Origin of the sequence: Macrococcus sp. 19Msa1099, from assembly GCA_019357535.2 — a bacterium.
In the GTDB taxonomy this organism is placed as follows: Bacteria; Bacillota; Bacilli; order Staphylococcales; family Staphylococcaceae; genus Macrococcoides; species Macrococcoides psychrotolerans.
Window position 1 is genome coordinate 1829671 of record CP079955.1, and the last position, 25362, is coordinate 1855032.

At 40.1% G+C, this 25362-nt stretch carries 21 protein-coding genes, 3 tRNA genes and 3 rRNA genes; 4 read left to right on the forward strand and 23 right to left on the reverse strand.

The genetic code is table 11. The features are described from left to right. Window positions 1–44 precede the first annotated feature (44 nt). Entirely contained in the window at window positions 45–329 is a 285-nt protein-coding gene (gene groES / locus KYI10_09760) for a co-chaperone GroES (protein QYA32613.1), read from the reverse strand. 212 nt (window positions 330–541) lie between these two features. Between groES and KYI10_09765 the strand changes: the two genes are divergently transcribed. Further along, window positions 542–1297, forward strand: a complete 756-nt coding sequence (locus tag KYI10_09765; GenBank protein ID QYA32614.1) for a type II CAAX endopeptidase family protein — start codon at window positions 542–544, stop codon at window positions 1295–1297. A 195-nt stretch (window positions 1298–1492) separates the two neighbouring features. Here the strand turns inward: KYI10_09765 and KYI10_09770 are convergent, their stop codons facing one another. Then, window positions 1493–2932, reverse strand: coding sequence for a phosphate--AMP phosphotransferase (locus tag KYI10_09770; GenBank protein ID QYA32615.1), 1440 nt, complete (start codon window positions 2930–2932; stop codon window positions 1493–1495). Between the two features lie 134 nt (window positions 2933–3066). On the opposite strand from KYI10_09770, the gene KYI10_09775 reads away from it, so the two are divergent. After that, a complete protein-coding gene (locus KYI10_09775; GenBank protein ID QYA32616.1) occupies window positions 3067–4758 on the forward strand; it encodes a M3 family oligoendopeptidase in 1692 nt (563 codons plus the stop codon). Between the two features lie 64 nt (window positions 4759–4822). Here the strand turns inward: KYI10_09775 and KYI10_09780 are convergent, their stop codons facing one another. After that, a complete protein-coding gene (locus KYI10_09780; GenBank protein QYA32617.1) occupies window positions 4823–5746 on the reverse strand; it encodes an LPXTG cell wall anchor domain-containing protein in 924 nt (307 codons plus the stop codon). A 219-nt stretch (window positions 5747–5965) separates the two neighbouring features. Here KYI10_09780 and KYI10_09785 point away from each other — a divergent pair, with 219 nt between their 5' ends. Then, window positions 5966–6814, forward strand: coding sequence for a VOC family protein (locus KYI10_09785; GenBank protein ID QYA32618.1), 849 nt, complete (start codon window positions 5966–5968; stop codon window positions 6812–6814). A gap of 152 nt (window positions 6815–6966) precedes the next feature. Here KYI10_09785 and KYI10_09790 read toward each other — a convergent pair whose 3' ends face one another. From KYI10_09790 to KYI10_09810, 5 genes are all read right to left on the reverse strand, one after another. Further along, on the reverse strand, window positions 6967–7824 hold the full coding sequence (locus tag KYI10_09790; GenBank protein ID QYA32619.1) for a MurR/RpiR family transcriptional regulator: 858 nt from the start codon (window positions 7822–7824) through the stop codon (window positions 6967–6969). 135 nt (window positions 7825–7959) lie between these two features. Next, window positions 7960–8664, reverse strand: coding sequence for a GH32 C-terminal domain-containing protein (locus KYI10_09795; GenBank protein QYA32620.2), 705 nt, complete (start codon window positions 8662–8664; stop codon window positions 7960–7962). A gap of 65 nt (window positions 8665–8729) precedes the next feature. After that, entirely contained in the window at window positions 8730–9485 is a 756-nt protein-coding gene (tatC, locus tag KYI10_09800) for a twin-arginine translocase subunit TatC (GenBank protein QYA32621.1), read from the reverse strand. Between the two features lie 60 nt (window positions 9486–9545). Next, window positions 9546–9734: a twin-arginine translocase TatA/TatE family subunit gene (locus KYI10_09805; protein ID QYA32622.1), complete on the reverse strand. Its 189-nt coding sequence runs from the start codon at window positions 9732–9734 to the stop codon at window positions 9546–9548. Between the two features lie 12 nt (window positions 9735–9746). After that, window positions 9747–10379: a redox-sensing transcriptional repressor Rex gene (locus tag KYI10_09810; protein QYA32623.1), complete on the reverse strand. Its 633-nt coding sequence runs from the start codon at window positions 10377–10379 to the stop codon at window positions 9747–9749. Window positions 10380–10530: 151 nt separating this feature from the next. On the opposite strand from KYI10_09810, the gene KYI10_09815 reads away from it, so the two are divergent. Beyond that, on the forward strand, window positions 10531–12450 hold the full coding sequence (locus KYI10_09815) for an ABC-F family ATP-binding cassette domain-containing protein (protein QYA33964.1): 1920 nt from the start codon (window positions 10531–10533) through the stop codon (window positions 12448–12450). A gap of 394 nt (window positions 12451–12844) precedes the next feature. On the opposite strand, the gene tsaD is transcribed toward KYI10_09815, so the two are convergent. The 15 genes from tsaD to KYI10_09890 form a co-directional block, all read right to left on the reverse strand. After that, complete coding sequence (gene tsaD, locus KYI10_09820) at window positions 12845–13852, reverse strand: tRNA (adenosine(37)-N6)-threonylcarbamoyltransferase complex transferase subunit TsaD (protein QYA32624.1); 1008 nt, start codon at window positions 13850–13852, stop codon at window positions 12845–12847. Then, window positions 13849–14271, reverse strand: a complete 423-nt coding sequence (gene rimI, locus KYI10_09825) for a ribosomal protein S18-alanine N-acetyltransferase (protein QYA33965.1) — start codon at window positions 14269–14271, stop codon at window positions 13849–13851. Before rimI ends, tsaD begins: the two co-directional genes overlap by 4 nt. An 11-nt stretch (window positions 14272–14282) precedes the next feature. Further along, a complete protein-coding gene (tsaB, locus tag KYI10_09830) occupies window positions 14283–14945 on the reverse strand; it encodes a tRNA (adenosine(37)-N6)-threonylcarbamoyltransferase complex dimerization subunit type 1 TsaB (protein ID QYA33966.1) in 663 nt (220 codons plus the stop codon). Next, window positions 14926–15387: a tRNA (adenosine(37)-N6)-threonylcarbamoyltransferase complex ATPase subunit type 1 TsaE gene (tsaE, locus tag KYI10_09835; protein ID QYA32625.1), complete on the reverse strand. Its 462-nt coding sequence runs from the start codon at window positions 15385–15387 to the stop codon at window positions 14926–14928. The genes tsaB and tsaE overlap by 20 nt, the downstream gene beginning before the upstream one ends. 131 nt (window positions 15388–15518) lie before the next feature. Continuing rightward, window positions 15519–15633 (reverse strand): 5S ribosomal RNA (gene rrf, locus KYI10_09840). Window positions 15634–15731: 98 nt separating this feature from the next. Beyond that, a 23S ribosomal RNA gene (locus tag KYI10_09845) occupies window positions 15732–18656 on the reverse strand. A gap of 218 nt (window positions 18657–18874) precedes the next feature. Next, window positions 18875–20428, reverse strand: a 16S ribosomal RNA gene (locus KYI10_09850). Together the 16S, 23S and 5S rRNA genes with 3 tRNA genes alongside form the textbook arrangement of a ribosomal RNA operon. Window positions 20429–20564: 136 nt before the next feature. Continuing rightward, window positions 20565–20638, reverse strand: a tRNA-Gly gene (locus KYI10_09855). Window positions 20639–20661: 23 nt separating this feature from the next. Then, window positions 20662–20744: transfer RNA gene (locus tag KYI10_09860), tRNA-Leu, on the reverse strand. Window positions 20745–20880: 136 nt separating this feature from the next. Beyond that, a tRNA-Glu gene (locus KYI10_09865) sits at window positions 20881–20952 on the reverse strand. 162 nt (window positions 20953–21114) lie between these two features. After that, the gene (locus tag KYI10_09870) at window positions 21115–21555 is read right to left on the reverse strand and encodes a SprT family protein (protein QYA32626.1); all 441 of its coding nucleotides are present in this window, start codon (window positions 21553–21555) and stop codon (window positions 21115–21117) included. Further along, entirely contained in the window at window positions 21545–23680 is a 2136-nt protein-coding gene (locus KYI10_09875; GenBank protein ID QYA32627.1) for a Tex family protein, read from the reverse strand. Before KYI10_09875 ends, KYI10_09870 begins: the two co-directional genes overlap by 11 nt. Window positions 23681–23756: 76 nt before the next feature. Continuing rightward, window positions 23757–24524: an RNA polymerase sigma factor SigB gene (gene sigB / locus KYI10_09880; protein QYA32628.1), complete on the reverse strand. Its 768-nt coding sequence runs from the start codon at window positions 24522–24524 to the stop codon at window positions 23757–23759. Window positions 24525–24528: 4 nt separating this feature from the next. Next, a complete protein-coding gene (gene rsbW, locus KYI10_09885; GenBank protein ID QYA32629.1) occupies window positions 24529–24972 on the reverse strand; it encodes an anti-sigma B factor RsbW in 444 nt (147 codons plus the stop codon). A 4-nt stretch (window positions 24973–24976) separates the two neighbouring features. After that, a complete protein-coding gene (locus tag KYI10_09890; GenBank protein QYA32630.1) occupies window positions 24977–25300 on the reverse strand; it encodes an anti-sigma factor antagonist in 324 nt (107 codons plus the stop codon). Window positions 25301–25362: the final 62 nt, after the last annotated feature.

The window sequence follows — 25362 nt, forward strand, 5'->3', positions numbered from 1 at the left end:
TTTATTAATAAATTTGTGAATTATATCTTCTATACTTCTATCTGCTATTCTACTATTGCAATAATATCTTCTTCTTTTAATACGATATAAGATTCATCACCAGTCTTAACTTCAGTACCGCCGAATGGCTCATACACGACACGGTCACCAACGCTAACACCAATCTCAACGCGTTCACCATTATTCAGGATGCGTCCTGTACCTACTGCAACTACAGTCCCTTCATTTGTCTTCTCTTTCGCAGAATCTGTTAAGACGATTCCACTTGCTGTCGTTGTCTCTCTTTCAGTCTTTTGAATTACAACACGATTTCCATATGGTTTTAACACGATTTTTTCCTCCTTATAATCACATTAATGATTTTTTAGCACTCTCTTATATGTAGTGCTAATATAATTTCATAATAATCAAAGAAGGTCAAAATTGCAAACATTTTACTTTATTTTTATTAATAATATTTGATTGCTTTCTTATTGCTTTCTAATTAATGGATAGTTACGGTACAATGAATAAGGATATTATTTATTAGAGGAGTTTTAAAGTGAAGCATAATAGAAAATGGATTAACATCCTTACCGTATTACTTTATATCGGATCACAATTATTCGTATTAATACCGACCAGTATCTTTCTTAAGCAAGGGCTTGATAACGATGCAGCGTTCTTAAAATCCATCCCATATTACGTCGGGTCATTTGTCGTAGCAAGTATTCTTGTTATCTATATCAATACGAAAATCAAAAATAAGACACACCTTGAACGTTCAGTTAAGACTGATACGTTATCAACAATCGGGTTAATCATCGGAGGATTATTCATTTCATTATTTACGCAGATGATGCTCGGCATGGTCAATACATATATATTAAATCAACCTATGGAAAGTCAGAATACGACGCAGATTATGGGTATCGCGAAACAAGCTCCTATATTCATTATACTGATTGCAATTGTCGGACCGATATTGGAAGAATTCGTATTCAGAAAAGTTATATTCGGGGAGCTTTATGAACTAATTAAAGGAAACCGCGCCGTTGCTTTTACAATCAGCGTACTCATCAGCGGCTTTATCTTCTCAGCAGCACACAGTGATTTCAATCATACACTCATTTACATGGGCATGTCAGTCGTATTCAGTGGTTTATATGTATTATCGAATCGTATCATCGTGCCAATCGCAGCACATATGCTGATGAATGGATTCGTCGTCTTAATGCAAGTTGTATTCGCTGATAAAGTGATTGAAGCACAGAAACAATTAGAGCAGACAAACTTTATATGGCATTTATTTAACTAAAATAAGCTTGAGACAAATGTCTCAAGCTTATTTTTTAGGATTTTGTTCGTGGCTAAACGCGTGTCACGTCCTTTTTACGGCGTTCCACTCGCTGACCCTTTCGGCATAATGCAAACAACACAGAAAACAAAGAACTTTTTCTTTGCGTTGTTCACATTATGCTTTGGGTCAGGACGCGCGTGTCACGTCCTTTTACTACCAAAGCTTCTTCACATTCCACAGTCGTTCTTCACATACGGAGATGATGGTTTTCAGTGCTTTAATTCGTGCGGCTCGTTTGTTGTTTGCCGGGATAATTACCCACGGTGCATGTTCGGTTGTCGTATTATCAATCATATCTTTACTTGCTTCAAGATATAGGTCCCACTTCTCACGGTTACGCCAGTCTTCATCTGTTATCTTCCATTGCTTCTCAGGGGTAACTTGTCGTTCTTCAAAGCGTTTCAACTGTTCATCTTTATCCAGAACAAGGAAGAACTTAATCACAATGGCACCTTCTATCGTCAATGCTTTCTCAAATTTATTAATCTCATCGTATGCGCGCTGCCATTCTTTATTCGTTGCGAAGCCTTCCACACGTTCAACGAGTACACGTCCATACCAGCTGCGGTCGAAGATTTCGATATGCCCGCTTCTCGGCACATCTGTCGCAAAGCGCCATAAATAGTGATAGCTCAGTTCTGTTTCAGTTGGTGCACTGATGGCATTCACTTCGTATCCTGTTGGATCCAGACTTTCACGGACACGTTTAATATTACCGCCCTTACCTGCAGCGTCCATGCCTTCATATACGAGCATCAGAGGAATTTTACGTTCATACAGTGCATATTGAAGTTCACGGATACGCGCCTGTAATTTCGGTAATAGTTCTTTATATTCTGCTTTAGACATATCATCCGACGTATCCTCGAACATGTCTGTTGAGAAGTCTTCTGTAAAGGCGCCGTCTCGTTCATCTTGCTTAGATTTCTCTTTAGCTTTCAGCGCTTTTTCAAGTCGCTTAATGATGACTTCGTACATTTCATTGACTGCTTTACCACGTTCTGTATAGTCGATATGTGTCCATGGTGCAATCTCTTCTGTCGCTTTCATCAAATCAATCATACCGTCCTGGTAGACTTTGGTCGGAATACTCGTTTCATATTCCTGAGCTTTCCAGCGTGTCAATGGATTCTTCTTCGTCTGCTCTATATGCTCCTGACGCTTTTGTTCATTTACTGATAGATAAAATTTAATAATCACATAGCCATCATCTGACAACATCGATTCAAACCCTTTAATTTCCTGCGTTAATAAATCATAATCTTTAATGATATCTTTCTTATAGCCATGCTCTTCAAAATCAAGTTTCTGGGCATACCAACTCCTAAAGAACAGCGTTACCCCGCCTTTTTTCGGAATGTTGTTCCAATATGGGTACAGGAATGGATAGCGTAATAACTCTTCATCCGGACGTTTCGTCGCATAGAAGTTTGTATATTTTGCATCAAGCGTCAGCAAGAGTTCGTTAGATAGTCGTGACTTTCCTGAAGCTGGTATCCCCTCAAATACAATCATAACCGGAATGCCTGCTTCATGTGTCTTTCTTACGAGCTCTGCTGTCGTAAGCTGTAACTGTTTATCTATTTTCGTCATATGACCCCTCCTCAGCGTATTAATTTAATTATACTATTAAATAACAGATTTTTAAGAATTTTTGTATTTCATTATTTCGATTATTGAAGTATTATTAGAATAGTAAGAAAAATTAGACAATGAGGAGCAGCTATATGACAACATTCCAAAACTATAAATATGAGCGACCTGACTTGCATGCAGTTGACCAATCTATCGATCAGTTACTTGAACAGTTTGAAGCAGCATCATCTGCTGAAGCACAAATAAAGCTGATTGATGAGATTAACGTAGTAAGAAAGCATCTTGATACTGCAATGAATCTTGCTTACGTGCGTGCTTCAATTAATACAAATGATGCATTTTATTCTGAAGAGCGAGATTATCTGGATGCACATGGTGGAGAAGTCGTTCAGATTGAATCCAAGTTCTATAATGCACTTGCAAACAGTAAATTTAAAGATGAATTGCGTGAAACCTATGGTGACCAGCTGTTTGATCTTGCTGAGCTGTTCGTGAAACAGTACGATGATTCAATCAAGGATCTCTTGAACAAAGAAAATAAAATCTCATCTGAATATAGTAAGCTCGTTGCTTCAGCAGAAATTGAATTTAAAGGTGAAACATACACGTTCGCTCAGATGGGACAATTTCTCGATTCTGCAGACAGATCCGTACGTAAGGAAGCGAAACTTGCAATGGAAGAATATCGTGCTGCGCAGTTAGAGCAGTACGATGCAATCTATGATCGACTCGTTAAAGTACGTCATGAAATCGCAACGAAACTGGGCTTTAAAAACTTTATCGAACTTGGTTATGTGCGTATGAACCGAGTGGATTACACACCCGACATGGTAAAGAGATATCGTGATCAGATTCATAAGCATGTTGTCCCAGTTGCACAAAGTTTGTATCAGTCTCAAATGAAGCGTAATGGATGGGATAGCTTAAAGCCATACGATGAGAACATTGTGTTCTTATCAGGGAACGAGAAACCAAAAGATGATGGGAAAACAATCTTAGAGAACGGTCGTAAAATGTATAAAGAGCTCAGTGCAGAAACAGATGAATTCTACCAGTTCATGATGGACCGCGAACTGTTTGATGCAGAAGCGAAGAAAGGGAAAGAGGCTGGAGGTTACTGTACGTTTATCCAAGACTATAAATCGCCGTTTATCTTCTCTAACTTTAATGGAACAGATCATGATATTACCGTACTTACACATGAAGCTGGGCATGCATTTCAAGTACACCGTTCACAGGACTTAATTCCGGACTATTTATGGCCGACGCACGAATCATGTGAAATTCATTCAATGAGTATGGAGTTCTTCACATATAAATGGATGGATCTCTTCTTTAACAACCCAGATAAGTTCAAATATAAACATATCGGGGATGCCATCAAGTTCTTACCCTATGGTGTGGCCGTTGATGAATTTCAGCATATCGTCTATGAGCATCCTGAATTAACGCCGCAAGAACGTCGTGCTGAATGGACGAAGCTTGAACAGAAGTATCTGCCGCATAAAGATCATGACGGAATCGCGTCTTTAGAAAGCGGTGCATTCTGGCATCGTCAAGGTCATATCTTTGGGTCGCCGTTCTATTATATTGACTACACGCTTGCACAAGTTTGTGCCTTCCAGTTCTTCAAACGTTCAACAGAGGATTTTGAAGAGGCATGGAAAGATTATCTGCACATCTGTGATATTGGTGGGTCATTACCATTCAATAAAATTGTTGAAGCGGCAAACTTACGCTCTCCATTCCAAGATGGTGCATTAGAAGATACGATGACTTTCCTTGAAGATTATCTTGATGAAATCGATACGAGCAATTTTTAGTTCACTATAAAGATATCCCCATCGATATATTGTATCGATGGGGATATTATTTCATTGTGATACGTTATAATCTTCTTAATAAGATTAATCCTGATAACAACAAACTCACAGATGCTAATACATACATGAAGACATTTTCACCTGTATCGGGCAGCTCAGAATGCTTTTTTACTTTTTGTTTTTGCTTTGAAGTCGTTTTTGAATCCTCGTCTTGATGGTTTTTTTTAGATTTACCAATTTCACGTGTCACGAGGTCACACACTTGTTTATCAAGCACTGCATAATACGCTTCGCCATCTGTTGGTTTAAACTTTCCCGGATTAATGCCAAGCAAATCATCATCTTCTTCAAGAGAAGGATGTTCCGGCTCACTATCACTAGGTTCTACTGGACTCACCGGAGTATCAGGCAACTCAGGAATATCAACTGTGCCTGCTGACGGTTCATTTAAAGGTGACTTCTCTCTCACCGATTGATTATCACTATCTTGTGGAGGCGTTATTACTGAATCTGTAAACTCTTCACCTGTAGGTGATTCTATCGGTTCTTGGATTGCTGGATCCTCTGTTGTTGGATGTTCTGCTGTTGGATGTTCTGTAACGGGATATTCTGCTGTTAGGCGTTCAGTCGGTTGATCGACTTCAACTGAAGGTAATTCTGTCGTTAATGTCTGTTCTTTGGATGGTAATACTGTGGTCATTGCTTCTGTTGTTGGTGCTTCTGTTGTTGGTGCCTCTGTTGTTGGCATTTCTGTCGTCTCATCATCCTTGATAATTTCAGTAGACAAGATTTCAATTACCGGGCTTTCTGAACTTTTGTCTTCAGTCGATTTCAATGAAGATTCGGTATTTATAGATTCTACTTGCTCACTTGATGGCTGTTCTACTGTCACTGAGTTATCTGCTGCTTCAGTCAGCGCTGCATGGTACGACGTTAAACCGAACGTACATACCAATGCCGCAACAGCTTTCACCTTAAATTTGTGCATTTTTAATTCCTCCAATTTCCACTTAGATTAATTATAATGGAGAATGTACACTTTTTCTATGATGAGGATGCATTGTTACACACATTTAACATTTCATATATAAATGAAACATATCAAAATCTAATGCCAGAAATGAATGTTTTGCAATTCTAACAAATTTTAGTATAATTAATATATCAAATATAAAATATATATAATACATTGTAAAGAGGGATAATAATGGAGAAACAATTCTTTTCGAAAGACACACATATTGGTGCTGTACATCTTAACGTTAACTTTATGGATAACAGCGTAAAGTTTTATCATGAAATATTAGGTCTGGATATTATCGAGCATACCCCTTCATTTTCAGCACTTGGGGTTAATGATAGCGTTCTAATCTACTTATATCAGACGAATCATGCGCGTGTTCAAACTGCAGGGCTGTTTCACTTTGCACTATTAGTTCCTTCTCGTGCTGCGCTCGGCAATATTTTCTACCACCTCATTAAGACTGAATATCCGTTAGCAGGTGCGAGCAATCATGATGTTTCAGAAGCCATCTATTTGCAGGACCCGGAAGGTAATGGGATAGAGATTTACAGAGATGTGCCAAGCAATGAATGGCAGTTTGAACCAAATGGTGATATCGTCATGGGTACATCTGAGATGGATTATGCAGCTGTTATTGAAGCGAATCATAACCGTCCATTCGATGGTATGCCGAAGGACACAATCATCGGACATATGCATCTATCAGTCATTGATTTAAATCAGTCCATTGCATTTTATAATGAATTGTTTGGATTAGATGTAATGACTCGCTATGGTAGTCAGGCGGCATTTATGGCAACAGCCGGGTATCATCATCATCTCGGATTAAATACATGGCAACATCAGACCGAGCGCGCACGTCTTGACTATCCAGGATTAAGGAAATTTGATCTGAATATCCCGAACGAAGAAGACCTCCAGCACTTTTTAGAAACATTATCAGAAAAAGGATTAACTCAGTCAAAAGACGAGAATTCAAATATTATATATGACCCTAGCGGCATTGGAATTAGAATAATGACAAAAAATTAGAAGTGTAACTATGGGATTATTTAAGAAAAATATAGCAAGCTTTTTAGGCACTATGAGAAGAATGAGGACCGTTTCATCAAAAAAATAAAAGCATCTATAAAAAGCTGCAGGTATAGCACCGATAATTCGGTACATACATGCAGCTTTTTATATTATAAGTTCTCTTGTTCGTGCGTAATTTTACGTGTTTCATTTAAATTCTGCATATTAGATAATACTGTATCCTTTAAATACGCACAAACTCTTAAATAAAGTACGTCCACAATTGTAAGTTGTGCTGTACGTACTGTCATATATCCTAAATTGATTTCATTTTCTTCTTTCGCCATCGCAAGTACAATATCCGCCATACGAATAGCAGGAGATGAGAACTTTTGTGTTAATAATATAATCTTAATCCCTTTCTCTTTTGCATATTTACAAATATCTGTAATAACCTTATTCTTACTTGTTTCAGATGTAATGAATAATACATCTCCTGCTTCATAGTGTCCTAATAATGTAATCGCAGATAAAAGATCTGTTGCCAGAATTGCAGACTGATCAATATTCATCAGCTTTACATGCAAATCTGTCGCAACAACTCTTGAGTTCCCGACGCCAAAGATCATAACGCGTTTTGCACTTGTAATTGCCTGGGCCGCTTCATCAATCACTTTAGCAGAAATGACCTTCTCTGTATTATAAAGTGCTTGAATTGTATTGTTGAAGACTTTCTCTTTCATTACTTCTTCATCGTCTGTTAATTCAATCTTCGTCGGTACCTTTTTATCTGCAATTGTGTGAAGTTCACGTGCGAGCTCCACCTTAACCACTTTAATCCCAGATAATCCAAGACGCTTACTGAAGCGTACAATGGCTGCTTCACTTGTATTTGAAAGATGTGCAATTTCTTTGATTGGTAAGTTGACCACCTTTTCAGGGTACTCAATGACAACGTCGGCAATCCTTTTTTCAACTGGTGTAAAGCTATCGTACATCTTTGTAATTTGACCTAATACTGAATACATAATTTCAGCTCCTTACATCTTATTCAATTAATGTTATGCCCTATTTAATTTCAATTCGCTAGCTTCACTTCAGTATAAATATACTATTTGCTGAAAACAATTAAAACAAAAATTTTCTAAAATTTGTGGATGTTTTTATGCATCCTTTAAATCATACTTCCATAGCTTCAAATAAACATCCCCATGAACCGCCGATGTTCTAATGCCATCTGCTGATTCTGATGTATTAATACGCGTGGACATTACTGCTTCTCCATCATTGATAAATATCTCTATCGTCTGTTTATGAACAATGCAGTGTAACTTTGTCAATGGTTCGTGCAACGTAATAAACTTTGTATAGGGTTCATCAATCAAACCACTATCCGAACGATCCACAGTAAATATTCTTTTCTCTGTGTCATAGATCAATACCGTGCGCTCTTTTCTTGAAACACGTAATTCAAGTATATATTCTAAGGCATTATTCTCTATAATCTCAGCGACAAGTTCATAATTATTGCCTTCATAAGGATGCAGGCGAACATTCTTCCTTGTGGCGTAACCTTCTGCTGTTTCAAGTTTGCCTTGCCTACTAGAAGAAAGCAGTGGCCGTTGTCTTAGCTGTCCGTCCTCGATTGACACAATCCTTGGTGTAGCAAGTACATCACCAATTCTGCCGATTAATAGGCAACGGTCTTGTTCATCCAGCATAAAGGTGACGGGCTGATAATCGAATCCATGGTCAGCAATATTATAATTCAATTGTGATGGATACACATCTAACTTGCTGCCGACTTGCGCTTCAAGTTCCTCTAATTCCTGCTCTGTTAATGGCACTATCTGGGATTCCTTCATCATAATTCTCCTTGAAATATATTACTTATATTCTATCAGAAAATATAAAAAAAGAAGTAGCTTTGTCACTACTTCTCAAGTTCTTCTTCAATCAGTTTCTGTTCACCTTTTAAATATTGTCTATAGCCGATCTTGCTTATTTGGATACTCACTTCATACAGCAGTAACATCGGCACAGCGAACATTAAATACGTCATAAAGTCAGCAGGTGCAATTAATGCGGCAAAGACAAATAAAATAAAATAAGCATACTTACGGTTCTTACTTAAGAACATCGGTGTGACGATACCAAGTCGTGTTAAGAACAGTAAAAGAATCGGTAACTGAAAGACAAACCCGAAAGGCAGCGTAAAGCGCAGCATTTCGTTAAAGTACTCTCTTACACCAATCATCTGGTTGACACCAATCTCGCTTGCGAGCCCTAACGTAAAGAAGATGAGGTAAGGAAATACTAAATAATAACTGAACAATAGCCCAGCAAGAAATAATATAATACTGATCGGAATATATGCTAACGTAGCGCTTCTTTCTTTGGGATGCAGTCCGGGTGAGATAAACGCCCATATTTGATACAGAATAACAGGCGAGATTAAGATGAGTGCAATTAACATAATCACTGTAATATAAATTGTCAGCGGATCACTTACTTTAAAGTAATGTAAAGTAATTTCTTTTGGCACATCATCCTTCGTCAAGTACTTTGTGACCGGCTTTCCGAAGTAGAATCCGACGATAACGCCTGCTACTAAGAAGTAACAGACTGTCATAATTCGTTTACGCAGTTCTTCTAAATGCTCAACTACTGTTAAATCATCTTTATTCATGTAAGGAATTGACCTCCTCATACAAAAAGCGGCACTACATCGCCGCTTTAAAATTTCAATTTATTTGATATCTTTGTTATCTTTATCTTCGTGATCCTTCATGATGCCATCTGTTGCATCTTTGAATTCTTTAAGAGATGTTCCCATGGCACGACCAAACTCTGGTAATTTCTTAGGACCAAAGATAATTAAAGCGATAATTCCTAGAAATATAACAACTGGTCCTGATAATGCTAAACCTAAAAACATATATTTATCCCCCTAATGATTTTTCATAAAGAAAATTAATGATTGTAATTCTACGCCGAGATCAATGTGATGTACATGTACTCCGCTCGGTACATTTAAACGTTCTGGTGTAAAGTTTAATATACCTTTTATTTGTGCTTTTGTCACTCTATTTGCGACGTCTTGAGCAACACTACCTGGAACCGTTAAGATAACGACTTGAATCCCTGTAGCTTCTACAACCTTCTCAAACTCTTTCATATCCTGAACTTCAATCTTGCCAATCTTACGACCAATCGCTTCATCATTCACATCGAATGCTGCTGTTATCTTCATTCTATCATTAATCGAGAAGTTGTAGTTCACTAGTGCTGTCCCTAAATTACCGACACCGATAATCGCGACCTTCGTAATCATATCTTGCTGTAACGTCGTCTTAAAGAAATTTAGCAGGAATTTAACGTTATATCCGTATCCTTTCTTGCCAAGTTCTCCAAAATAAGAAAAATCTCTGCGTATTGTTGCAGAATCAATCTGTAATCCTTCACTTAATTCCTTACTGCTCACTCGTTCAACATTTGAATTATATAACGTATTAACAAAACGATAATATAAAGGAAGTCGTTTCAAAGTGGCTTTAGGAATCTTGATTTGGTCCTTCGACATCCTATTCACCCGTTTCTATTTTTTGTGATAACTTTCACATCGATATAATTATAACATCTATACTAATAAATGACTATGTGAAATTATGAATTAACGATAAATGATTCCCACTGATATCACACTACTGTACAATAAAAGAGAGGTGAACAAAGTGATACTATTACAAGCTAGTAATTTAACAAAATCCTATTCAGGTGAAAATATATTCTCAAATGTAAAATTTGAAGTTAAATCCAATGACCGTATAGCCATTGTCGGCAGAAATGGTGCCGGAAAGACGACATTAATGAAGATTCTTGCTGGAACTGAAGACTACGATTCAGGTCATCTGTCTATTGCTAAACATGTAAACGTTGGTTACTTAACACAGCAGATGACTTTAAATGCTGAAGGTACAGTCTATGAGGCTATGAAGAAACCCTTCTTACATTTAGAGCGCATGCAGCAGGAGTTAAATAACATCGCCACTTACTTAAGTGAACAGAGTGAAGATGCACAGAGTGATGCATATCAAGAGAAATTAGCAGAATACGAAAGACTGCAGCAAAAGTTCGAATCACAAGATGGTTATTTATATGAAACGAAGATCAAATCTGTCTTAACAGGATTAAGCTTCACAGAAGAAGACTTCCATAAGAAAATAGATAACTTCTCTGGCGGACAGAAGACACGTCTCGCACTTGCTGAGATGCTACTTCATAATCCCGACTTACTATTACTTGATGAACCGACGAACCATCTTGATATGGATACAACTGCATGGCTGGAAAATTACTTAACGACGTACAACGGTGCCATCGTCATTATTTCACATGACCGTTATTTCTTAGATAAGGTTGCGAATACAGTATATGATGTCGCGCTCGGACAAGTAACGAAATATGCCGGTAACTATTCAAAATTTATTGAACTGCGTGATCAATTCTATGATAAGATGCAGGCCGAATATGAGCGTCAGCAGGCTGAAATCAAACGACTAGAAACATTCGTACAGAAGAATATTACACGTGCATCGACGAGTGGCATGGCAAAGTCCCGCCGCAAAGTATTAGAGAAGATGACAAAGATCGATATGCCAAAACAAGACGACCACTCAATGAACCTGCGCTTTACTATAGATAAAGAAACAGGAAATGACGTACTGCGTTGTACTGATCTTGCAATCGGCTATTCAACGCCTCTTGCAACCAATATCAACTTTGATGTCTCTAAACAAGACGCAATCGCATTTATCGGCCCGAATGGCATCGGCAAGACAACGCTCATCAAAACAATTGCTAAATTATTAAAGCCTCTTTCCGGAGAGGTTCATTACGGTGCAAACTTGTCGATTGGTTATTACGATCAGAAACAAGCTGAATTCTCATCGAACAATACCGTGTTGGAAGAATTATGGCAGTACTATCCTGCAATGCCTGAGAAAGAAATCAGAACTGTGCTTGGACGTTTCTTATTCGTACAAGATGATGTCAAGAAAATCATCAATGACTTATCCGGTGGCGAAAAAGCTCGACTCCAGCTCGCAAAGCTTAGCCTTGAAAATCATAACGTGCTCATACTCGATGAGCCGACGAACCATTTAGACATCGATGCGAAAGAAGTACTGGAAGATGCACTCATCCATTACCCAGGAACATTGCTCTTTGTCAGTCACGACCGTTATTTTATCAACAAACTCGCAACGAAAGTATTCCATATGGATAAAGAGGGCGGGCGTATGTTCCTAGGCGACTATTCTTACTTCATTGAAAAAGAAGAAGAACGTATGGCCATACTTGCACATCAAGCAGAAGAACAAACGAAATCCGTAAATAAAGAGAACGACTATAACGCATTCAAAGCGAACCAAAAAGAGATCAGAAAGCTAGAGCGACAAAAAGAAAAGCTGGAAACGCAAATCGAAACAAACGAAGAGCGTATCAATGAAATTGAACTCGAACTTACAAAGCCAGAAGTATTCAGTGATATCGAAAAAGCAAACACATTCAATGAAGAACTTATTAAACTCAATAGTGAAAATGAAAAATTACTTGAAAAATGGTCAGACATCGAAATGGCATTAGAAGGATAATTTTTCATTAATACACGCTATTTTCTGAAAACAGATATTCACACAGTTATACACAATAAAAATGTTATATTATAAGTAATCCACAAAGTTATTAGACTTACCCACAGATTTGCAGCAAAAACATATCGCTTTTAATGTGTAAAAAGTACTATTGACATATAGTTATGCACATTTTGTTAACAACTTGTGTACAAGTACGTATGTTCGTGTTTTTTAATCAATATATATTCTATCGGTTAATTTATAATAAATTAGGCATAGCGTGCATGTATGGGAAGCATTATTCTTTCTAAATTATTAGATTTCTATGCTATGATTTTACAATAAAAAGGAAGTCATCCATTACGATGACTTCCTTTTTATTGTGACAGCTACTTTACTATCAACTTTGTAACTATAGATCGATATTTGAACGTCCATTTAAGTCCATCGTTCCAAGCTTGCCTGCAATATATTGATAATAAGCTGCTGCTCCAATCATTGCCGCGTTATCTGTGCATAGATTTAACGGTGGTATTAATAGTTTAACATCATTGCTATCACACATCGTTTCCATACGTGTACGGATGCCACGGTTTGCCGCCACACCTCCACATATAAGTAACTGTTTAATATCATAATCTTTTAGCGCTTTAAACGTCTGTGTAGTTAATACATCAATAACACTTGCTTGAAAACTTGCAGCAACATCTTCTTTGTTGTAGCTGATCCCTTTTTGATTTAAATTGTGCAGTTTATTAATGACTGCACTTTTAAGTCCACTGAAGCTAAAATCATAATCATCCATAATCGGACGTGGAAATTCTAGTACATCTTCTCCACTTGCAGCAAGTCTATCGACATGAGGCCCGCCTGGATAAGGTAAGTCTATCGTTCTTGCTACTTTATCATATGCTTCGCCAACTGCATCATCTCGAGTTTCGCCAATCACTTCAAAAGCCATATGATCTTTCATGAGCACAAGTTCTGTATGTCCTCCGGAAATGACAAGTGCAAGCATCGGGAATGTCAATCGTTCTTCAATATGATTCGCATAGACGTGTCCTGCAATATGATGTACTGGTATCAGAGGTTTACTGTGTGCGAGTGCCAATGCCTTCGCCGCATTTATACCGACAAGCAATGCACCAATTAACCCTGGTCCTTCAGTCACAGCTACAGCCTCAATGTCATCCCAAGTCATATGCGCTTCAACAAGTGCTTCTTCAATAACCATCGTAATATTCTCAACGTGATGTCTACTCGCTACTTCAGGTACGACACCACCAAATCGCTTATGTGATTCAATTTGAGAATTGACGACGTTACTTAATACTTCATAGCCATTACGTACAACACTTGCTGCAGTCTCATCACAGCTTGTTTCTATTGCCAAAATCGTTATATCTTTCTCACTATTCATCGTAATTTCACCCACATCACTTTCGCATCCTCACCAGGACCATAATAGTCGCGTCTAATGCCTCCATAGGTAAAGCCAAGACTTTCATACAGTCCTCGTGCTGCATTATTCTCTACTCTTACTTCTAAACTCATCATTTCACATGTTATTCGTGCATAGTTCATTACATACTCTAGTAATAGCTTTCCATAACCAAATCCTCTAAACTGTTCATTCACTGCAACAGTCGTAATTTGCGCCTGATCTACCACAATCCACATGCCTAGATAGCCAATCACTACTCCATCCAGAACAAGTACAAAGTAGTGCGCAAATTCATTTTTCTCCAGTTCATGATAGAAAGCATCCAATGTCCACGATCCACTCGGAAAGGCCTTTTGCTCAATATCATATACTGACGGGACATCTCCCGGTTCCATCTTTCTAATAACTAATCCTGTTTGTTCAGCCAATTACGTTCTGCCTCCGATATCCTTAAATATGTCGGTTCAAATGTGTGAACATTCACTGGATGATCTATATCAATTAAACGACGCATTTCAGCACTTCTAGGAATACAATAAAATACAGGACCCTTTAACGTATCTTCAAGTTTCACAGCATCCATCCCTAAGAATATATAAGGTAAGTGCTGGGCCTTTAATTTAGCATTTAATTCATCTATAGAAATATAACAATCCTCTTCAACACGTTCTAATCTAACACCTTTATAACGATACATTCCTGTATACACATGATTTCTACGCGCATCAAATATAGGAATTAACAGGAATTCATGCATCCTTACAGTTGCCGCTAACGCAGCTAAGCTAGAAACTGAATATAAAGGGACATTCAAAGTATACGCCAACGTCTTAGCAGCTGTCACACCGATACGGAGACCAGTATAAGATCCTGGTCCTGAAGCAACGACGATGCCTTCAATATCTTTCATCGTTAACTGTGTATACTTCAATAAACGCTCGATCTGACTCATTAATGTAATAGAATGATTAATACGCATACCACTGTTAAATTCAGCAAGTACACTATCACCATCAGTAATACTCACGGATAAAGGCTGATTACTCGTATCAATATGCAGTAACTTCATCAATAATCTGCTCCTTTAAGCGATTTCCTCTAGAACCCATCGCCTGAATCTCTATTTCACGTTTTGAATCTTCAATATACTTAAGATTAAGCTCAATATAATCTTCTGGAAGGAATTCTTCAATCATCTCAGGCCATTCAACAATTGTGACACCATCTCCGTAGAAATATTCATCAAATCCAAGATCATCTTCCGCACCTTCAAGACGATAGCAGTCCATATGGTGAAACGGAAGCTTACCTTCGTACGATTTTATAATATTAAATGTAGGAGAAGTAATCTTCTGTTCTATACCAAGTGCTTTCCCAAAAAATTGGCTGAAAGTCGTCTTACCAGCCCCTAGATCACCATGGAGCAACAACACATCCCCACGCGTAACAAGCGTCGCAATTGTTTGTGCGAGACGCTCTGTATCTTCAATTGAATTTATCGTTATTTTCATGTAACACACTCACTTCAATTTATTTTAAATATCTATTATTGTAACACATTTAATTTACTTAAATTAAGACATAAAAAAAAAGAGACCTAACAGGTCCCCAATGTGCGGCTCATCGCATCCATTTATATATTGCCCGGCAACGTCCTACTCTCGCGGATCGTAAGACCAACTACCATCGGCGCTAGAGAGCTTAACTTCTGTGTTCGGTATGGGAACAGGTGTGACCTCTCTGCCATCGTCACCAGACAAATGAAAGAATAAATAGTTTATACTTTCAAAACTAGATAAAGTAAGTAAGATATATTAGATTCTACCCGGCAATCCCGAATAAAAAATCTATAAAATTGATTAAGTCTTCGATCGATTAGTATTCGTCAGCTCCATACATCACTGTACTTCCACCTCGAACCTATTAACCTCATCATCTTTGAGGGATCTTATAACCGAAGTTGGGAAATCTCATCTTGAGGGGGGCTTCATGCTTAGATGCTTTCAGCACTTATCCCGTCCATACATAGCTACCCAGCTATGCCGCTGGCGCGACAACTGGTACACCAGAGGTATGTCCATCCCGGTCCTCTCGTACTAAGGACAGCTCCTCTCAAATTTCCTACGCCCACGACGGATAGGGACCGAACTGTCTCACGACGTTCTGAACCCAGCTCGCGTACCGCTTTAATGGGCGAACAGCCCAACCCTTGGGACCGACTACAGCCCCAGGATGCGATGAGCCGACATCGAGGTGCCAAACCTCCCCGTCGATGTGAACTCTTGGGGGAGATAAGCCTGTTATCCCCGGGGTAGCTTTTATCCGTTGAGCGATGGCCCTTCCATGCGGAACCACCGGATCACTAAGTCCGTCTTTCGACCCTGCTCGACTTGTAGGTCTCGCAGTCAAGCTCCCTTGTGCCTTTACACTCTGCGAATGATTTCCAACCATTCTGAGGGAACCTTTGAGCGCCTCCGTTACTCTTTAGGAGGCGACCGCCCCAGTCAAACTGCCCGCCTGACACTGTCTCCCGCCACGATAAGTGGCGCGGGTTAGAAAGTCAACACAGCCAGGGTAGTATCCCACCAGCGCCTCCACGTAAGCTGACGCTCACGCTTCAAAGGCTCCTACCTATCCTGTACAAGCTGTGCCGAATTTCAATATCAGGCTGCAGTAAAGCTCCACGGGGTCTTTCCGTCCTGTCGCGGGTAACCTGCATCTTCACAGGTACTATGATTTCACCGAGTCTCTCGTTGAGACAGTGCCCAAATCGTTACGCCTTTCGTGCGGGTCGGAACTTACCCGACAAGGAATTTCGCTACCTTAGGACCGTTATAGTTACGGCCGCCGTTTACTGGGGCTTCAATTCGTAGCTTCGCATACGCTAACCACTCCTTTTAACCTTCCAGCACCGGGCAGGCGTCAGCCCCTATACTTCACCTTACGGTTTTGCAGAGACCTGTGTTTTTGATAAACAGTCGCTTGGGCCTATTCACTGCGGCTCTTCAAGGCTTGCACCCTAAAAAGCACCCCTTCTCCCGAAGTTACGGGGTCATTTTGCCGAGTTCCTTAACGAGAGTTCGCTCGCTCACCTTAGAATTCTCATCTTGACTACCTGTGTCGGTTTGCGGTACGGGCACCTAATTTCTAACTAGAGGCTTTTCTTGGCAGTGTGAAATCAACGACTTCGCTACTATAATTTCGCTCCCCATCACACCTTGATCTTGGTGAGTACCGGATTTGCCTGATACTCAATCTCAGTGCTTGGACGTACATAACCAACAGTACGCTTCGCCTATCCTACTGCGTCCCCCCATCGTTCAAACAATCTTAGGTGGTACAGGAATATCTACCTGTTGTCCATCGCCTACGCCATTCGGCCTCGGCTTAGGTCCCGACTAACCCAGAGCGGACGAGCCTTCCTCTGGAAACCTTAGTCAATCGGTGGACGGGATTCTCACCCGTCTTTCGCTACTCACACCGGCATTCTCACTTCTAAGCGCTCCACATGTCCTTACGATCATGCTTCGACGCCCTTAGAACGCTCTCCTACCATTGTCCTACGGACAATCCACAGCTTCGGTAATATGTTTAGCCCCGGTACATTTTCGGCGCAGCGTCACTCGACTAGTGAGCTATTACGCACTCTTTAAATGATGGCTGCTTCTAAGCCAACATCCTAGTTGTCTGGGCAACGCCACATCCTTTTCCACTTAACATATATTTTGGGACCTTAGCTGGTGGTCTGGGCTGTTTCCCTCTCGACTACGGACCTTATCACCCGCAGTCTGACTCCCGCATTAAATTATCTGGCATTCGGAGTTTGTCTGAATTCGGTAACCCGAGGGGGGCCCCTAGTCCAAACAGTGCTCTACCTCCAGTAATCATCATGCGAGGCTAGCCCTAAAGCTATTTCGGAGAGAACCAGCTATCTCCAGGTTCGATTGGAATTTCTCCGCTACCCACACCTCATCCGCTCACTTTTCAACGTAAGTCGGTTCGGTCCTCCATTCAGTGTTACCTGAACTTCAACCTGGACATGGGTAGATCACCTGGTTTCGGGTCTACGACCTGATACTCATTCGCCCTATTCAGACTCGCTTTCGCTACGGCTCCACATATACTGCTTAACCTTGCATCAAATCGTAACTCGCCGGTTCATTCTACAAAAGGCACGCCATCACCCATTAACGGGCTCTGACTACTTGTAAGCACACGGTTTCAGGTTCTATTTCACTCCCCTTCCGGGGTGCTTTTCACCTTTCCCTCACGGTACTGGTTCACTATCGGTCACTAGAGAGTATTTAGCCTTGGGAGATGGTCCTCCCGGATTCCGACGGAATTCCACGTGTTCCGCCGTACTCAGGATCCACTCAGGAGAGAATAACTTTTCGACTACAGGGCCTTTACCTTCTATGGCTGACTTTTCCAAAGTCATTCGTCTAAACTATTCCTTTGTAACTCCGTGTTGAGTGTCCTACAACCCCAGAGTGCAAGCACTCTGGTTTGGGCTCTTCCCGTTTCGCTCGCCGCTACTAAGGGAATCGAATTTTCTTTCTCTTCCTCCGGGTACTTAGATGTTTCAGTTCTCCGGGTGTGCCTTCTCATATGCTATGTATTCACATATGGATAACATGACATAACTCATGCTGGGTTTCCCCATTCGGAAATCTCTGGATCAAAGCTTACTTACAGCTCCCCAGAGCATATCGTCGTTAGTAACGTCCTTCTTCGGCTTCTAGTGCCAAGGCATCCACCGTGCGCCCTTAATAACTTAATCTGTTATTAATATTGTGATGTCTGCATAAATGCAGACGCGCGATTTTTTCAAGAATTCAAATATGAACTCACTCGGTTTTGCTTGGTAAAATCTTTATATCTTCTTACTTTATCTAGTTTTCAAAGTACAATCTGAATGTATAAACATTCAAAACTGAATACAATATGTCAATGTCAATTCCTACAGACCTGATGGTCTGTTTCCGTAATTATCCTTAGAAAGGAGGTGATCCAGCCGCACCTTCCGATACGGCTACCTTGTTACGACTTCACCCCAATCATCTGTCCCACCTTCGACGGCTAGCTCCTAAAAGGTTACTCCACCGGCTTCGGGTGTTACAAACTCTCGTGGTGTGACGGGCGGTGTGTACAAGACCCGGGAACGTATTCACCGTAGCATGCTGATCTACGATTACTAGCGATTCCAGCTTCATGTAGTCGAGTTGCAGACTACAATCCGAACTGAGAATGGTTTTATGGGATTTGCTTGACCTCGCGGTTTTGCTGCCCTTTGTACCATCCATTGTAGCACGTGTGTAGCCCAAATCATAAGGGGCATGATGATTTGACGTCATCCCCACCTTCCTCCGGTTTGTCACCGGCAGTCTCTCTAGAGTGCCCAACTTAATGATGGCAACTAAAGATAAGGGTTGCGCTCGTTGCGGGACTTAACCCAACATCTCACGACACGAGCTGACGACAACCATGCACCACCTGTCACTTTGTCCCCCGAAGGGGAAAGCTCTATCTCTAGAGTTGTCAAAGGATGTCAAGATTTGGTAAGGTTCTTCGCGTTGCTTCGAATTAAACCACATGCTCCACCGCTTGTGCGGGTCCCCGTCAATTCCTTTGAGTTTCAGTCTTGCGACCGTACTCCCCAGGCGGAGTGCTTAATGCGTTAGCTGCAGCACTGAGGGGCGGAAACCCCCCAACACTTAGCACTCATCGTTTACGGCGTGGACTACCAGGGTATCTAATCCTGTTTGATCCCCACGCTTTCGCACCTCAGCGTCAGTTACAGACCAGAGAGCCGCCTTCGCCACTGGTGTTCCTCCATATCTCTGCGCATTTCACCGCTACACATGGAATTCCACTCTCCTCTTCTGCACTCAAGTCTCCCAGTTTCCAATGACCCTCCCCGGTTGAGCCGGGGGCTTTCACATCAGACTTAAGAGACCGCCTACGCGCGCTTTACGCCCAATAATTCCGGATAACGCTTGCCACCTACGTATTACCGCGGCTGCTGGCACGTAGTTAGCCGTGGCTTTCTGGTAAGGTACCGTCAAGGTACGTTCAGTTACTAACGTACTTGTTCTTCCCTTACAACAGAGTTTTACGATCCGAAAACCTTCTTCACTCACGCGGCGTTGCTCCGTCAGACTTTCGTCCATTGCGGAAGATTCCCTACTGCTGCCTCCCGTAGGAGTCTGGGCCGTGTCTCAGTCCCAGTGTGGCCGATCACCCTCTCAGGTCGGCTATGTATCGTTGCCTTGGTGAGCCGTTACCTCACCAACTAGCTAATACACCGCGGGTCCATCTATAAGTGACAGCAGAACCGTCTTTCACTATCGCTTCATGCGAAGCTAAATATTATCCGGTATTAGCTCCGGTTTCCCGAAGTTATCCCAGTCTTATAGGTAGGTTACCCACGTGTTACTCACCCGTCCGCCGCTAACGTCAGAGAGTGCAAGCACTCTCGTCCGTTCGCTCGACTTGCATGTATTAGGCACGCCGCCAGCGTTCATCCTGAGCCAGGATCAAACTCTCCATAATAGATTGCTTGATAAAGCTCTTTGATTGCTTGAGGCAATCACTCTTGGGAGTGAACTTAATCACTCAAATTATTGGAATTAACGTTGACATATTGTCATTCAGTTTTCAATGTTCATTTCTCATTCATAAAAGTAAATGGAGCGGGTGATCGGAATCGAACCGACAACATCAGCTTGGAAGGCTGAGGTTTTACCACTAAACTACACCCGCATATATAATTGGTTAAAAGTAAGTGCGACCGAGAGGATTTGAACCTCCACAGGAATACTCCTACTAGGCCCTCAACCTAGCGCGTCTGCCGTTCCGCCACGATCGCGCGTTGGCATGTTTCACTTGCTTATCTCTTTTAACGACAAGATTTATTATATCTCGTATTCATTAATAAGTCAACAACTTTTTAAAAGTTTTTTTAACTTTATTAATTTGTTATTAAGAGTGTTAATTATTAAAAGTGACCCCTACGGGATTCGAACCCGTGTTACCGCCGTGAAAGGGCGGTGTCTTAACCGCTTGACCAAGGGGCCTTGTTTCAACAACGATATTAATCTTATAACGTTTTATTAATAAAGTCAACACTATTTTATAATAAAATGCCAAAGTGTAAATTTTACCTCTCTCAAGATAGAAAAAGGTCTAATTTCGAGTAATATCTACTCAAAATTAGACCTTTCTTGCTTTATAATCTTTCAATTTAATATTTCTTTCAACTGCCCACCACACTTGCAGCGATATTTATGAATCGACATCCGCCTCTTTCTGGGGAATTCATTATTGCATCTTTTACACCTATAAAGGTATTTAAAATGTGCATCCGGCAAAGGATTACAAAAACGAGGTGCTCCCACTTGTTGCGCTAGCTGTTTAAAGTCTCTATCACGATGTTTGTAACCCTTTCCTTCTATATGAAGATGATAATGTACAAGTTCATGTTTAATAATGTCAATGATTGCTTCCTCACCATACGCTTCAAACTGCTTCATACTAATTTCTATATTATGATTTTGAAGCATATAGCGCCCGCCTGTCGTACGTAGTCTGTTATTAAATACTGCTTGATGCAGAAATGGTTTATTAAAGTATTCAAGAGAAATACCCTGTACAAGTGATTGCAGTGCTTTATTTTCCATCAGGATTTATCATTGTAAGTGCAACCTTACCTTTATCATGCATAATATCTTCTATCCATACTTCAACAATATCACCAACAGATACTACATCTGTCGGATGCTTTACGAAACGGTCAGAGAGCTTAGAAATATGTACAAGGCCGTCCTGCTTCACACCGATGTCAACGAACGCTCCAAAGTCAACAACGTTACGGACTGTACCTGATAATTTCATTCCTTTTCTTAAATCTTCTATAGAAAGCACATCAGATTTAAGTAGTGGTGTCTCAAAGTCTTCACGTGGATCTCTTCCTGGCGCCATCAACGCAGTAATGATATCTTCCAGCGTCGGCGCACCGATACCAAGCTCATCCGCTGTACTGTGTACATCTATTTTAATAATACTTCCTTTTAATTTATCGCTTCCTAGATCATCTGCAGTCAAAGATAATTTCTTTAACAATGCGTAAGTCGCTTTATAACTCTCAGGGTGAATACCTGTGTTATCAAGCGGCTCTTCTCCATCAGGTATACGCATAAAGCCGATACTTTGTTCAAACGTCTTCTTGCCGAGTCTTTTAATCTTCGCAATTTCTTTATGATGTTTTATTGGTCCATTCTCGATTCTATAGTTGATGATGTTTTCTGCTACGCTTTTAGATAAACCTGATACATACTGTAATAATGGTGCCGATGCTGTATTCACATTAACTCCGACTTTATTTACCGCAGTTTCTACTACGAATGTCAGTGCTTCATTTAACGATTTCTGATTGACATCATGCTGATATTGACCCACCCCAATTGACTTCGGATCAATCTTTACAAGTTCTGACAACGGATCTTGTACACGACGACCAATGGATACAGCACTTCGCTCTTCTACCTGGAAGTCCGGAAATTCAGCTCGTGCCAGATCACTTGCCGAATATACAGATGCCCCTGCTTCGTTTACAATGATATACTTCGTCTCTAAATTATTTTCTTTTATAATCTCAGCGATAAATTGCTCTGACTCTCTGCTTGCCGTGCCGTTACCGATTGCAATCAGCTCAACATTATGCTTTTTTATTAAATTCAATACGATTTTCTTCGCTTTGTCTTTCTCACTAACCGGAGGGTGCGGATATACTACGCTCTTCTCAACAAATGTACCGAATGGATTAATGACCGCCAACTTACACCCCGTACGATATGCTGGATCTAACCCAAGAATCATCTTACCTTTTAATGGTGCCTGCAATAATAAATTCTCTAAATTTACCGAAAAGATTTCAATCGCTTGTGATTCAGCTTTCTCCGTTAATTCATTTCGAACTTCTCGATAAATAGAAGGTAGGATTAATCGCTTTAAACTTTCTTCAATTGCACGGGCTATGTATATACTTTCTCGCTCCATCATCTGTTTTCTTAAGTAGCGAACAATCGCCGTTTCATCAACCGAGATATCTACTTTAAGTACATCCTCTTTTTCACCGCGATTTATGGCAAGTATTCTATGCGGCACAATTTTATTGATACGTTCACTATATTCGTAATACATTTCGAATACGCCTTTTTCATCCTCTGCCTTTTTCTTCTTTGAAGTTGTAATTTCACCGTTTTTTTCAACATAACCTAAAATAAATGCACGGTATTTCGGTTCATCAGAAATCATCTCTGCAATAATATCAATCGCACCATTCATCGCTTCTTCAACAGTAGTGACTTCTTCTGTAATAAAATCTTTAGCTTTTTTATCAACCTCTTCATAATTAAGCATTAATTTCGCTAAAGGTTCTAATCCTTTACGCTTCGCTTCTGTGGCACGTGTCTTTTTCTTCTGTTTAAACGGGCGGTATAGATCTTCCACACGCTGCAGTTTCGTCTGTTCCATTATCTCTTTCTTTAATTCATCTGTAAGCATCCCTTGCTCTTCAATCGAACGCACAACATCTTCTTTTCGCTTCTGCATGTTTTCCATATAGCGGTATTCTGTTTCAATGTCTTTTATTTCCACTTCATCTAGTCCACCTGTTACTTCTTTACGATATCTCGCAATAAACGGTACAGTATTTTTCTCTTCCAGTAACTTCAATACAGAAGTAATCTGCTCTTTCTTATAAGGTAGTTTTTCTAGAATTAAATTAATAACATGCTGTTCCATAATAGCCTCCTCGAAATAATATATTAATTTTAACATAAAAAATAAGCTGGAACAGTGCGTTCCAGCTTGTTATATATTAGCTGTTTTGTACCGCATCACGTAGTTTCTTAATCGCAGTACGTTGTAGACGTGAGACATGCATCTGACTTAAGCCTATCTTCTCACCCGTTTCTTTTTGGCTTAGGCCATCAAGAAATGTGCATTGAATGATTTCTCTTTCTCTATCTGACAGAATCGGTAATACTTTCTCAAGAATCATACGTTTCTCGGTCAAGTCATAACCTTCTTCAGTATTGCCCATTACATCAAGCAATGTAACTGTTGAGCCATCCTTATCCGCTTCAATCGAATGATCCACACTTAACGCATTATAACTCTGACCCATCTCCATCGCTTCAAGTACTTCTTCTTCGGTTGCTTCTATGCGCTGCGCGATTTCGATAATCTTAGGCGACCGACCAAGTTCATTCGTTAATTCATCTGTAGCACGTTTAATCTTCGGTCCAATCTCTTTAATGCGACGTGGCACATGGACACTCCATGTCTTATCTCGTAAATAGCGTTTAATCTCTCCGATTACTGTAGGTACTAAAAAAGCTTCAAACTTTCTTTCAAAGGTAACATCAAACCTATTTATTGCACCAAGCAATCCTACCATACCTACTTGAACAAGGTCTTCATGATGACTTTGTCCTTTGGAGTACCGATATGCTAACGACTCAACTAGTTTTTGATAGTGCAGCACGAGCTCTTGCTGTGCAAATTCATCCTGGGTATCTTGATATAACTTAATCCATGCATTGATCTCTTCTGGTGTTACATCATTATAATTCTCACTACCCATCAGGCTACACCTGCTCCTCCGTTATATACTTCGTCATACTAATTGTGACACCACTGTCTTTCTTTACGTTTACCTCGTCCATTAATGACTCGATTAAAAACAAGCCGAGGCCACCTTCGCGTATAAAGTCAATATTCTCATTTTCTTCATATGGTCCAAGTTCTGATTTCGTACGTTCATAATCAAAGCTTGTACCTGAATCAGATACAATAACCTCTACTTTATCATCAAAGATAACATAACCAACGAGCACATCTCCTTGAACATCATCTTTATAAGCATGTTTAACAGCATTTGTTACCGCTTCACTTACTGCAATCTTTGTATCTTCTATCTCGTCATAGTTTGCACCCGCACGGTTTAATATCCCTGATAATGTCAGACGGACAAGCCCTACGTATTCTGCAGTTGCAGGAAATCTCATTTCAACATAATCATATCTTTCCATAAAATTACCCCTCCACCGGTTGATTTACATGCATTAAATCTTTTAAACCAGTGATGTCAAATAATCTTTCTATACGTTTGTTCACACCTAATACATATAACTCTTTATTATTTTTATTAAGTTCTTTCAACGTTCCAACAAATAAACCTAGTCCTGTACTATCCATATAAGTTACTTCATCAATACGTAGATGAATATCATGTGTCCCTTGCTGTCTGATTGGAATTAAAACTTCTTGCAATTCTGGTACAGTCGCAACATCCAGTTCACCCGCTACATTAATTTCATAATAAGCGTCGTGCTCTGTTGTATCTATCTTTAAATTCATAGCTTTTCTCCCTACTTTATGAGATATTATTTTTTGTATATTCTCTGTTAGAAATACCCAAA

Coding starts and splice junctions, on each gene's coding strand:
- KYI10_09770 (QYA32615.1), bottom strand. CDS start 2,932: ATGACGAAAATAGATAAACAGTTACAGCTTACGACAGCAGAGCTCGTA.
- KYI10_09775 (QYA32616.1), top strand. CDS start 3,067: ATGACAACATTCCAAAACTATAAATATGAGCGACCTGACTTGCATGCA.
- KYI10_09780 (QYA32617.1), bottom strand. CDS start 5,746: ATGCACAAATTTAAGGTGAAAGCTGTTGCGGCATTGGTATGTACGTTC.
- KYI10_09785 (QYA32618.1), top strand. CDS start 5,966: ATGGAGAAACAATTCTTTTCGAAAGACACACATATTGGTGCTGTACAT.
- KYI10_09790 (QYA32619.1), bottom strand. CDS start 7,824: ATGTATTCAGTATTAGGTCAAATTACAAAGATGTACGATAGCTTTACA.
- KYI10_09795 (QYA32620.2), bottom strand. CDS start 8,664: ATGATGAAGGAATCCCAGATAGTGCCATTAACAGAGCAGGAATTAGAG.
- tatC (QYA32621.1), bottom strand. CDS start 9,485: ATGAATAAAGATGATTTAACAGTAGTTGAGCATTTAGAAGAACTGCGT.
- KYI10_09805 (QYA32622.1), bottom strand. CDS start 9,734: ATGTTTTTAGGTTTAGCATTATCAGGACCAGTTGTTATATTTCTAGGA.
- KYI10_09810 (QYA32623.1), bottom strand. CDS start 10,379: ATGTCGAAGGACCAAATCAAGATTCCTAAAGCCACTTTGAAACGACTT.
- tsaD (QYA32624.1), bottom strand. CDS start 13,852: ATGAATAGTGAGAAAGATATAACGATTTTGGCAATAGAAACAAGCTGT.
- rimI (QYA33965.1), bottom strand. CDS start 14,271: ATGGAACCGGGAGATGTCCCGTCAGTATATGATATTGAGCAAAAGGCC.
- tsaB (QYA33966.1), bottom strand. CDS start 14,945: ATGAAGTTACTGCATATTGATACGAGTAATCAGCCTTTATCCGTGAGT.
- tsaE (QYA32625.1), bottom strand. CDS start 15,387: ATGAAAATAACGATAAATTCAATTGAAGATACAGAGCGTCTCGCACAA.
- KYI10_09870 (QYA32626.1), bottom strand. CDS start 21,555: ATGGAAAATAAAGCACTGCAATCACTTGTACAGGGTATTTCTCTTGAA.
- KYI10_09875 (QYA32627.1), bottom strand. CDS start 23,680: ATGGAACAGCATGTTATTAATTTAATTCTAGAAAAACTACCTTATAAG.
- sigB (QYA32628.1), bottom strand. CDS start 24,524: ATGGGTAGTGAGAATTATAATGATGTAACACCAGAAGAGATCAATGCA.
- rsbW (QYA32629.1), bottom strand. CDS start 24,972: ATGGAAAGATATGATTATGTTGAAATGAGATTTCCTGCAACTGCAGAA.
- KYI10_09890 (QYA32630.1), bottom strand. CDS start 25,300: ATGAATTTAAAGATAGATACAACAGAGCACGACGCTTATTATGAAATT.